The sequence below is a fragment of the Actinosynnema sp. NPDC059797 genome (assembly GCF_042732085.1).
Lineage (GTDB): Bacteria > Actinomycetota > Actinomycetes > Mycobacteriales > Pseudonocardiaceae > Actinosynnema.
This window is the reverse complement of sequence record NZ_JBHWIE010000251.1, coordinates 1-10,401: the sequence shown is the minus strand read 5'-3', so window position 1 is coordinate 10,401 and position 10,401 is coordinate 1. Positions and strand designations below refer to the sequence as shown.

The 10,401-nt window shown below is 70.9% G+C and carries 5 protein-coding genes; 4 read left to right on the top strand and 1 reads right to left on the bottom strand.

Annotated features, from left to right (window positions below):
- The 4 genes from hrpA to ACFV4N_RS33005 all read left to right on the top strand — a co-directional run.
- Nucleotides 1-3,583: ATP-dependent RNA helicase HrpA (gene hrpA, locus ACFV4N_RS33020; protein WP_499676570.1), on the top strand; the 3,583-nt coding region annotated here is incomplete at its 5' end.
- Nucleotides 3,584-3,728: 145 nt separating this feature from the next.
- Entirely contained in the window at nucleotides 3,729-4,124 is a 396-nt protein-coding gene (locus ACFV4N_RS33015; RefSeq protein ID WP_499676569.1) for a hypothetical protein, read from the top strand.
- A gap of 86 nt (nucleotides 4,125-4,210) precedes the next feature.
- Nucleotides 4,211-7,288, top strand: a complete 3,078-nt coding sequence (locus ACFV4N_RS33010; RefSeq protein ID WP_499676568.1) for a Tn3 family transposase — start codon at nucleotides 4,211-4,213, stop codon at nucleotides 7,286-7,288.
- 214 nt (nucleotides 7,289-7,502) lie between these two features.
- Nucleotides 7,503-9,404 (top strand): tetratricopeptide repeat protein, encoded by a 1,902-nt coding sequence (locus tag ACFV4N_RS33005; protein WP_499676567.1) that lies wholly within the window; start codon nucleotides 7,503-7,505, stop codon nucleotides 9,402-9,404.
- Here the strand turns inward: ACFV4N_RS33005 and ACFV4N_RS33000 are convergent.
- On the bottom strand, nucleotides 9,287-10,401 hold a 1,115-nt coding region (locus ACFV4N_RS33000), incomplete at its 5' end, for a hypothetical protein (protein ID WP_499676566.1). The two genes, ACFV4N_RS33005 and ACFV4N_RS33000, sit on opposite strands and share 118 nt — an antisense overlap.

Sequence of the window (10,401 nt, the reverse complement as noted above, 5' to 3'; positions counted from 1 at the left end):
GCCCAAGATCTGCCTGGAGCTGGGTCGCGGCGTGCTGGGCCAGATCGGGCACACCCAGCCGCGCCGGCTGGCCGCCCGCACGGTCGCCGAGCGCGTCGCCCAGGAGCTGAACACGCCGCTGGGCAGCGCGGTGGGCTACAAGGTCAGGTTCACCGACCAGTCCGGCGACGACACCCTGGTCAAGCTGATGACCGACGGCATCCTGCTCGCCGAGCTGCAGACCGACCGGATGCTGTCGCGCTACGACACGATCATCATCGACGAGGCCCACGAGCGCAGCCTCAACGTCGACTTCCTGCTGGGCTACCTCAAGCAGCTGCTGCCCCGCCGCCCGGACCTCAAGGTCGTCATCACCTCGGCCACCATCGACCCCGAGCGGTTCTCCCGCCACTTCGGCGACGCCCCGATCATCGAGGTCTCCGGCCGCACCTACCCCGTCGAGGTCCGCTACCGCCCGGTGGTCGACCCCGACGACCCGAACGCCGACCCCGACCGCGACCAGACCCAGGCCATCTGCGACGCCGTGCGCGAGCTGCAGGCCGAGGGCCCCGGCGACGTGCTGGTGTTCCTGTCCGGCGAGCGCGAGATCCGCGACACCGCCGACGCCCTGGCCGCCCTGGACCTGAGGAACACCGAGGTCCTGCCGCTGTACGCGCGGCTGTCGTTCGGCGAGCAGCACCGGGTGTTCCAGCCGCACGGCGGCCGCCGGGTGGTGCTGGCCACCAACGTCGCCGAGACGTCGCTGACGGTGCCCGGCATCAAGTACGTCATCGACCCCGGCACGGCCCGCATCTCCCGGTACAGCCACCGGCTCAAGGTGCAGCGGCTGCCCATCGAACCGATCTCCCAGGCCTCGGCCAACCAGCGCAAGGGCCGCTGCGGCCGCGTGTCCGAGGGCATCTGCGTCCGCCTCTACAGCGAGGACGACTTCGACGCGCGACCGGAGTTCACCGACCCGGAGATCCTGCGCACCAACCTCGCCTCGGTCATCCTCCAGATGACCTCGATCGGCCTGGGCGACATCGCCGCGTTCCCGTTCATCGACCCGCCAGAGTCCCGCAACATCGCCGACGGCGTGCAGCTGCTCCAGGAGCTGGGCGCGATCGTGCCCGGCGAGCAGAAGCTCACCCCGCTGGGCCGCAAGCTCGCCCAGCTGCCCGTCGACCCGCGCCTGGCCCGCATGGTCGTCGAAGCCGACCGCAACGGCTGCGTCCGCGAGGTCATGGTCATCGCCGCCGCGCTGTCCATCCAGGACCCGCGCGAGCGGCCCAGCGACAAGCAGCAGGCCGCCGACGAGCAGCACGGCCGGTTCGCCGACCCGGACTCGGACTTCGTCGCCTACCTCAACCTGTGGCAGTACCTGCGGGAGCGGCAGAAGGAGCTGTCGAGCAACCAGTTCCGCAAGCTGTGCCGCGCCGAGTTCCTCAACTACCTGCGCGTGCGCGAGTGGCAGGACGTCTACCAGCAGCTGCGGCAGGTCGCCAAGACGTTGGGCGTGCACGTCAACGACCAGCCCGCCGACCCGCGCAACGTCCACGTCTCGCTGCTGTCGGGCCTGCTGTCCCACATCGGGCTCAAGGACGTGCCCAAGCGCGAGCCCGGCAAGCGCGCCGCCACCGAGTACCTCGGCGCCCGCAACGCCAAGTTCGCGATCTTCCCCGGCTCCGCGCTGTTCCGCAAACCACCCCAGTGGGTCATGGCCGCCGAGCTGGTGGAGACCTCGCGCCTGTGGGGCCGGATCGTGGCCCGGATCGAGCCCGAGTGGGCCGAGAAGCTGGGCGGGCACCTGGTCAAGCGCACCTACAGCGAACCGCACTGGGACGCCCGGCGCGGCGCGGTCGTGGCCCTGGAGAAGGTCACCCTCTACGGCGTGCCCGTGGTGACCTCCCGCAAGGTCGACTACGGGCGCATCGACCCCGCCCTGTCGCGCGAGCTGTTCATCCGCCACGCCCTGGTGCAGGGCGAGTGGACCACCCACCACGAGTTCGCCCGCCTCAACCGCGAGCTGCTGGCCGAGGTCGAGGAACTGGAGAACCGCGCCCGCCGCCGCGACATCGTGGTCGACGACGAGGTCGTCTTCGACTTCTACGACCAGCGCGTGCCCGCCGACGTCGTCTCCGCCCGCCACTTCGACTCCTGGTGGAAGAAGGCCCGCCGCGACCGGCCCGACCTGCTGACCTTCGACAAGGCGATGCTGGTCAACGACCGCGTCGGCGTCACCCCCGACGCCTACCCCGACCAGCTGAGCCGGGGCGGGCTGAGCCTGCCCCTGACCTACCGGTTCGAACCGGGCGCCCCGGTCGACGGCGTCACCGTGGCCCTGCCGCTGCCCGCCCTGACCGCGCTGCCGGACGACTCGCTGTCCTGGCAGGTGCCCGGGATGCGCACCGAGCTGGTCGTGTCGCTGATCCGGTCGCTGCCCAAGCCGATCCGCCGCAACTTCGTGCCCGTGCCCGACGTCGCCGCCGCGGCCCTGCACGGCATCGACCCCGACGAGCCGCTGCTGCCCGCCCTGGAGCGCGAGCTGCGCCGGCTCACCGGCGTGGTCGTGCACCGCGACGACTGGCAGCTCGCCCAGGTGCCCGAGCACCTCAAGCTCACCTTCCGCGTGCTGGACGAGGACGGCCGCGAACTGGCCACCGGCAAGGACCTGGCCGCGCTCAAGGCCAGGCTGCGCGGTCAGCTGCGGGAGTCCCTGGCCGCCGCCGCGAGCAACCTCGCCCGCACCGGCGTGACCCGCTGGGACATCGGCGACCTGCCGCGCACCGTGCAGCGCCGCCGCTCCGGCATCGTGGTCACCGCCTACCCCGCGGTGGTCGACAAGGGCGACTCGGTGGCCGTGGAGATCCTGGACACGCCGGGGCGGCAGCGGCAGGCCATGTGGCGCGGCACCCGCCGGCTGCTGCTGCTCACCGTGCCCTCGCCGGTCAAGTCGCTCCAGCGCGGCCTGAACAACGCCGAGAAGCTCGCCCTGACCCGCAACCCGCACGGCGGCGTCGCCCCGCTGCTGGCCGACTGCATCTCCGCCGCCGCGGACAAGCTGCTGCGCGAGCACGGCGGCCCGGCGTGGAACGAGCAGGACTTCGCCGAGCTCGCCGAGCACGTCCGCCGCGGCCTGGGCGAGACCACCTTCGACGTGGTGCACCAGGTGCGGCGCGTGCTGGAGGCCGCCCAGGACGTGGAGCTGCGCATCGGCGCGGTGCGCGGCGCGGTGTTCGACGAGTCCCTGGCCGACGTCCGCGCCCAGCTCGCCGGCCTGGTGCACCCGGGTTTCGTCACCGAGGCGGGCGCCGACCGGCTCGCCGACGTGCACCGCTACCTCCAGGGCATCGCCCGCAGGCTGGAGAAGCTGCCGCACAACCTCGACCGCGACCGCGAGTGGATGGACCGCGTCCACGACGTCCACGCCGAGTACCGGGAGCTGCGCGCCTCCCTGCCCGCCGACGAACCGCACGAGGAGCTGGACGAGGTGCGGTGGATGATCGAGGAGCTGCGGCTGAGCTACTTCGCCCAGACCGTCGGCACCCGCTACACCGTCTCCGACAAGCGGATCTACAAGGCCCTGGACGCCGTGCCGCGCTGACCGACCCCGGACGGCCCCGGCGGCCGGTCGTCGCACGACCAGGTGGACCCGTTAACTCGCCCGAGTGGACTGCCGACCGCCGACCGGGACGCCCGGGGCCACCGTGCCACGCTGGTGGCACCGGGGGAGGATCGAGGAGGCTGCCTTGAGGAAACCGACTTCTCTGCTGGTCGCCGCGACGGCGACCGGGGTGCTCATGACCGCCGTCGCGGCCCCGGCGAACGCGGAGATCAAGTCGACCTGCAACGGCAAGGTCTGCTTCGCCGCCGACGTCTACTACCAGGCGGGTGACAACAACGTGCTGGTGAGCACCGGCACCGTCTCGTTCACGGACGGGATCGCGCGCTACCCCGTCATCTTCATCAAGAACCACCGCTGGCCCGGTAGCAAGGCCGTCACCGAGTACAAGGCGAACATCAACACGAAGTACCCGAAGGGCACGCTGGTCTGCGGCGACCAGAGGAACGGCACCAACGCGGCCTGCGTCACCCTGCGAGGGGTAGGAACCGAATACGCCAGAAACGGGCCGCGCCTGACGTAGTCGCTGGTCCCGAGCAGGTCCGTGTAGCGGTGCGGTCGCTGGCTAAGGTGTGCGTGTCTGGTCGGTGATCTTGCTGGGGTGTCGGGTTGGCGTCGATCGATCGCACGGCGTACCCGCGGTTCAAGCGTGCGGTGTCGGCGCGGGAACTGGCTGAGGCGTTCACGCCCACCCCGGACGAGGTGTCGTGGGCGCGCGGCAGGACGCAGTCCGAGTCGCATCTGCTGGCGCTGATGGTGCGGTTGAAGTGCTATCAGCGGCTGGGCTACTTCGCGAAGCTCGACGACGTGCCAGCCGTGGTGGTCGACCACGTGCGCGGTGTGCTGGAGCTGGCGGAGTCGGCGCCGGCGGGGACCGACGCGGAACGTACGGCGAAGCGGCATCGGCAGTTCGTGCGGGACCGGCTCGGTGTGAAGTACGAGGCGGCACGGGTGCGGGAGGTGGCCGAGCAGGCCATCCGCGCGGCGGTGCAGACGAAGGACAACCCGGCCGATCTGATCAACGTGGCGCTGGAGGAGCTGGTCCGGCAGCGGTGTGAGTTGCCCGGCTACACGACGCTGGACGCGATGGCGGCGACGATCCGCGCGGAGGTCAACAGCGGGTTCTTCGCGATGGTGGCGTCGCGACCGGACCGGGTCGAGCTGGCGCGGCTGGAACGGTTGCTGGTGGTGGATCCGGCGACGCGGCGCAGCGAGTTCGATCGGATCAAGTCGCCGGCGCAGGCGGCGACGCTGGGCAAGTTCAAGCAGCGGTTGGCGCACTTGCAGGCGCTGGACGTGATCGGCCCGACCGAGCGGTGGCTGGACGGGGTGCCACCGGGCAAGGTCTCCCACTTCGCTGGCGAGGCGCGTGTCGCGAACGTGGACGACATGCGCAAGACCGGCGAGGCCAAGCGGCTGACTTTGCTGGTCAGCCTGGTGCACCAGCAACGGGTCGAGGCCCGCGACGAGGTCGTCACGATGTTCTGCAAGCGCATGGCCGCCTTGCACAAGAAAGGCAGGGAGAGGCTGGAGGAGCTGCGCGAGGCGCACCGTGCGGAGTCCGAGCGGCTGATCGGCGTGTTCGGTGAGGTCCTGGCGGGTGCCCGCGAGGCCACCACCGTGCCCGACACCGGCCCCGGCGGTGTGACGGGTGGTCCGGGCACGGACGCCGAGGTCGCCGAGCGGGCGGGCCGGCTGCTCCTCAAGACGCTGGACGCCGCGGGCGGGGTCGAGATGCTCTCGGCGGCGCACGAGGCGGTGTCGGCCTATCACGGCAACAACTACCTGCCGCTGCTGGAGAGCTTCTACCGCTCGCACCGGTCGGTGTTGTTCACGCTGGTCGACGCGCTGGAGATGACCCCGACGACGGCGGATCGCAGTGTGCTGGACGCGGTGGAGTTCATCCGGGTCAACCGGGACCGGCGCAGCGATTGTATCCCGGAATCCACGGTGCACACCGTGGAGGGTCGGCAGGTCACCGTGGCGGTCGATGTCGACGCGTTCGCCACGGTGGCGTGGCGCAAGGTGCTGCGGCACCGGGACCGGCCGGGGATGCTCGCGCGCCGGCACCTGGAGGTGTGCGTGTTCTCTTACCTCGCCGCGGAGCTGCGCTCGGGGGACATCGCGGTGGCCGGGTCGGATTCCTACGCCGACCTGGGCGCGCAGCTGATGTCGTGGGACGAGTGCCTGCCGTTGGCGGTGCAGTTCTGCGAGCAGGCCGGAATCCCGACCGACGCCGGCGAACTGGTCGACCACTACCGGCGCGAGCTCACCGCCACCGCGGCGCGGGTGGACGCCGGGTATCCGGCTAACACCGACCTGGTGTTGGGGGAGGGCCGCCCGGTGCTCAAGCGGCGCAAGAGCGCCGACCGGCGGCCGTCGGCGCTGGCCCTGGAGCAGGCGATCCACCAGCGGCTGCCCGAGCGCAGCCTGCTCGACATCCTCACCCGCACCGCCTATCTGACCGGCTGGCACCGTCACCTCGGCCCGGCCTCAGGATCGGATCCGAAGATCCGCGGCGACGTGCTCGGGCGGTATGTGCTCACCGCCTACGCCTACGGAGCGAACCTGGGCGCGGCGGAGGTCGCCCGGCACATGCGCGGCCAGGTCAGCGCGCACGAGCTGTACACGGCCGGGAACAAGCACTCCACCGCCGACAAGGTCCACAAGTGCTCGGCGGACGTGATCAACGCGTTCACGGTGCTCGACGTGGCCGGGGTGTGGGGTGACGGTCAGGTCGTGGCCGTGGACGGCTCGCAGATGGACACCTGGGAGAACAACCTGCTCGCCGAGTCGCACATCCGCTACGGCGGCTACGGCGGGCTGGCCATGAGGTTCGTGTCCGATTCCTACATCGCGCTGTTCAGCCACTTCGTCCCCTGTGGGGCGTGGGAGGCCGTCTACATCATCGACGGGTTGCTGCACAACGACTCCAACGTTCAGCCGGACACCATCCACGCCGACACCCAGGGCCAGTCGCTGCCGGTGTTCGGGCTCGCGGCGCTGCTGGGCTTCGAGCTTCTGCCAAGGATTCGCAACTGGCACGACCTGAACTTCTACCGGCCGGATCCGGCGGCACGGTACGCCCACATCGACACGTTGTTCGGCGACAACGCCATCGACTGGGACCTCATCGCCAAGCACTGGACGGACCTGCTGCGCACGTCGATCTCGATCCGCGAGGGGCGGGTGTCGTCGGTGACGCTGCTGCGCCGCCTGGGCAACCACTCGCACAAGAACCGCCTGTACCGGGCGTTCCGGGAACTCGGCCGCGTCATCCGCACCGTCACGCTGCTGAGGTTCCTGTCCGAGCCGGGTCTGCGGGAGCAGATCACCGCGATCACGAACAAGGCCGAGGCGTTCCACGGCTATGCGGAATGGCTGATGATCGGCGGCAAGCTCATCGGCCACAACGACCCCGACCACCAGGAACGCGTGATCAAGTTCAACGAGCTGATCGCCAACTGCGCGATCTACTCCACCGCGCTGGACCTCACCGACGTGGCCAACCAGCTCGCCGGCGAGGGCTACCCGGTCGACCGCGACGACCTGGCCACCGTCACCCCGTACATCCAGCACACCATTCGCCGCATGGGCGACCTGGTCCTCGACCTCGCGCCACCGGAGGAAACCCCGGCCACGCGGCTGGATCTGGAACCACGGGTGCTCTTCGCCGCCCGCACGTGACGTGTGAGGCGTCATCGGGGTGTCAGGGGCGGGGCGTCGGTCGCCTGTCGGCGGCGCGGGGTCCGGTGGCCCGGCGTCCGGGCCGGTGGAGCCGTCGTTGTGCGGGTGGGCCGATGCCGGTCGGGTGAATTTCGCCGGCGCCGGCCGGCGCAGTGGCGCGGCGGTGCCACGCTGTGCTCCATCGGCCGGCGACCGGACCGGGAGGTGGCCTTCGGTGGTGACGCCCGAGCTGCGGCAGCCCGACGACCCCGCGTCGCAGGCCCCTCCGCCCGAGGCTGGCGGCGACGGCACGGCGCGGGTCCGCAACTCGGTGTCGGGGACCGTGGGTGTGGTGGTGCAGGCCGGTGTGGTGCACGGTGACGTGTCGCTGCACGCAGCGCCGCTGCCGCCCGCGCCGGTGGTGCCGCGGCAGTTGCCCGCCGCGCCGGCCTCGTTCGCCGGGCGCAGCGCCGAGCTGGCCCGGCTGGACCGCGTGCTGACTGCCACCACAGCGCCCGCCGACCCGGCGGGTGCGAGGCAGGGCGCGACGGTGCTGGTGTCGGCGATCGGCGGGGCCGGGGGCATCGGCAAGACCTGGCTGGCGCTGGCGTGGGCGCACCGGCGGCTGGAGCGGTTCCCCGACGGGCAGCTGTTCGTCGACCTGCACGGCTTCAGCCCCACCGGCGAGTCGGTGCGGCCGGCGATGGCGGTGCGCGGGTTCCTCGACGCCCTCGAAGTCGACCCGAACCGCATCCCCGCCGACCTCGACGCCCAGGCCGCGCTCTACCGCAGCCTGGTGGCCGGGCGGCGGATGCTCATCGTGCTGGACAACGCCGCCACCAGCGACCAGGTCGCCCCCCTGCTGCCCGGCTCGCCGTCCTGCACCGTGCTGGTCACCGGCCGTCACCGGCTGGCCTCGCTGATCGACCGGCACGGCGCCCGCCACCTGCCCCTCGGCGCCCTGACCCACGAGGAGGCCCGCGGCCTGCTGGCCGCCCGCCTGGGCGCCGACCGCGTCGCCGCCGAACCCGAGGCCGTGGACGAGCTGATCAGGCTGTGCGGGGGCCACCCACTGGCGCTGTCGATCACCGCGCGCACCGCCGAACCCCACCCCGACATCGCGTTGGCCGAGACCGCCGCCGAACTGCGCGACCTCGACCTGGAGGCGCTCGACCACGACACCGACCCGGCCGCCAGCCTGCCCACGGTGCTGTCCTGGTCCCTGCGCCACCTCACCGACACCCAGCGCACCGTGTTCGCGCTGCTGGGCATCGCCCCCGGCCCCGACACCACCCCGCCCGCCACCGCCGCCCTCACCGGCCTGCCCAACCGCCTCGCCCGCAAGATGCTGGCCGCGCTGGAAAACGCCTCGTTACTCGACCGCCAGCCGGGCGGCCGGTACGCGATGCACGACCTGGTCCGCGCCTACGCCGCAGACACCGCCCGCACCACCCTGCCCGACGATGTACGGGAGACGGCCCTGACCCGGGTGATGGACTTCCACCTGCACACCGCCCACGCCGCCGACCGCCTTCTGCAACGCCACGGCACGCTGCTGCCACCCGGCTCGCCCGCGCCCGGCATCCGCCCGCTTCCACTGCCCGACGTCACGGCCGCGATGGCCTGGTTGCAGGCCGAGCACGCCACACTGTTGGCCACCCAGCTCGCCGCCGCAGCTCTCGGCCGCCACGCGGTCGTCTGGCACCTCGCCTGGAACCTGACCACCTACCACCTCCGGCGGGGACACCGGCACGACGAGCTCGCCGTGTGGCAGGCGGCTCTGGACGCCGCCGAACACCTGCCTGACCTCGCCACTCGTATCCGCGCCCATAGGCTTCTCGGTTACGCCTGCTCCCGGTTGGACCTGCACGAGCAGGCCACCGGACATCTGGAGCGGGCCCTCGACCTGGCGGTGCGCCACCACGACTCTCAGCGCACGCCTCAGTCGACGGCATGGCGACAGCCCCCTGCCCTGCGGGCAGAGTTGAGCAACCGTAGAACAGGGGGCATGCAGCCGGATCAGCGGCGATACATCACGTACAGCTTGGCGTTATGGCTGGCCGCCGCCGGCTCGTCCAACAGCTTGATCGGGTTGTTCCCGCCCACGAAGTGGGTAGACGACCACGAACCGGAGTAGTTGGCCGCTCTCAGGACGCCCTCCATGTCGCGCAGGAGGATCCACAGCCTGTTGTCGTAGGGGGCCAGTGCCATCCCGCTGGGAACTTTCCAGCCGCTGACCTGGCCGAGGCTTTGCCATCCACCGCTGTCCGCATGTCGGCTGACGTGCACGGTGTTGTCGGCCTTCCGCATGACGCGCCAGATGTACCCGTCCCAACTGGCCATGCCGATCGGGTCGCGGGTGATCCACCAAATCGTGTCCTGGTAGGCGCCGCGCCAACTGGCGCTGCCGCGTTCGCGGATGTTGAGCCAGGGGATGCCGGTGTCCCTGACGTGGGTCATCCACATCGCATCCCGAAACCCCGCCAGGGACGGAGCCGTGGCCGGTGACTCAGTCGAGTGCATTCTCGTGACGTCGCTCCAGCCTCCGGTTTCGGTGAACGTGCGGACGTACAACAAGTGGCTTTTGCCGGTAACGGCGTAAAACAGCTTGCCGTCGGCCACACCGAGGGCGGGAGCGTAATAGCTCTCATCCCCGCCGATGCGTGCGGGTTTCCGCCACGCGCCGTTGTCCAGACAGGTCCACATCACCGCCTGGTCGTTTGGCTCGGACCGCACGAATGCGGCGTACAGCTTGCCCTGGTAGGAGGCCAGCGCGGGCGGGGCGATGGTCTTCCACGGCAGGGCGATCGGTGCGCTCCAGCCGTCGCTGGAGCGCACGACGTACTCGAGGGTGCCGACCGGGAACGGCACCTTGTCTCCGGTGTATTTGATCCTGAGCTTGTGATAGCCGTCGCCGTTGAAGTGCCACTCGGTGGTCCCGCGGTGCGCGAGCACGGCCAGGGCCTGCCGGTCCAGGACGATGCCGCGCTCGCAGGACAGGTCGTCCTCGTTGCGCCAGATGCTGATGAAGGTGGCGGCCATGCCGATCATTTCCAGCAGGATGCCGCCGATCAGCCCGGGATCGGCGATGCTCCCGCCGACCTGCCATTGCCAGGTGTCGAACAGTTGATCAC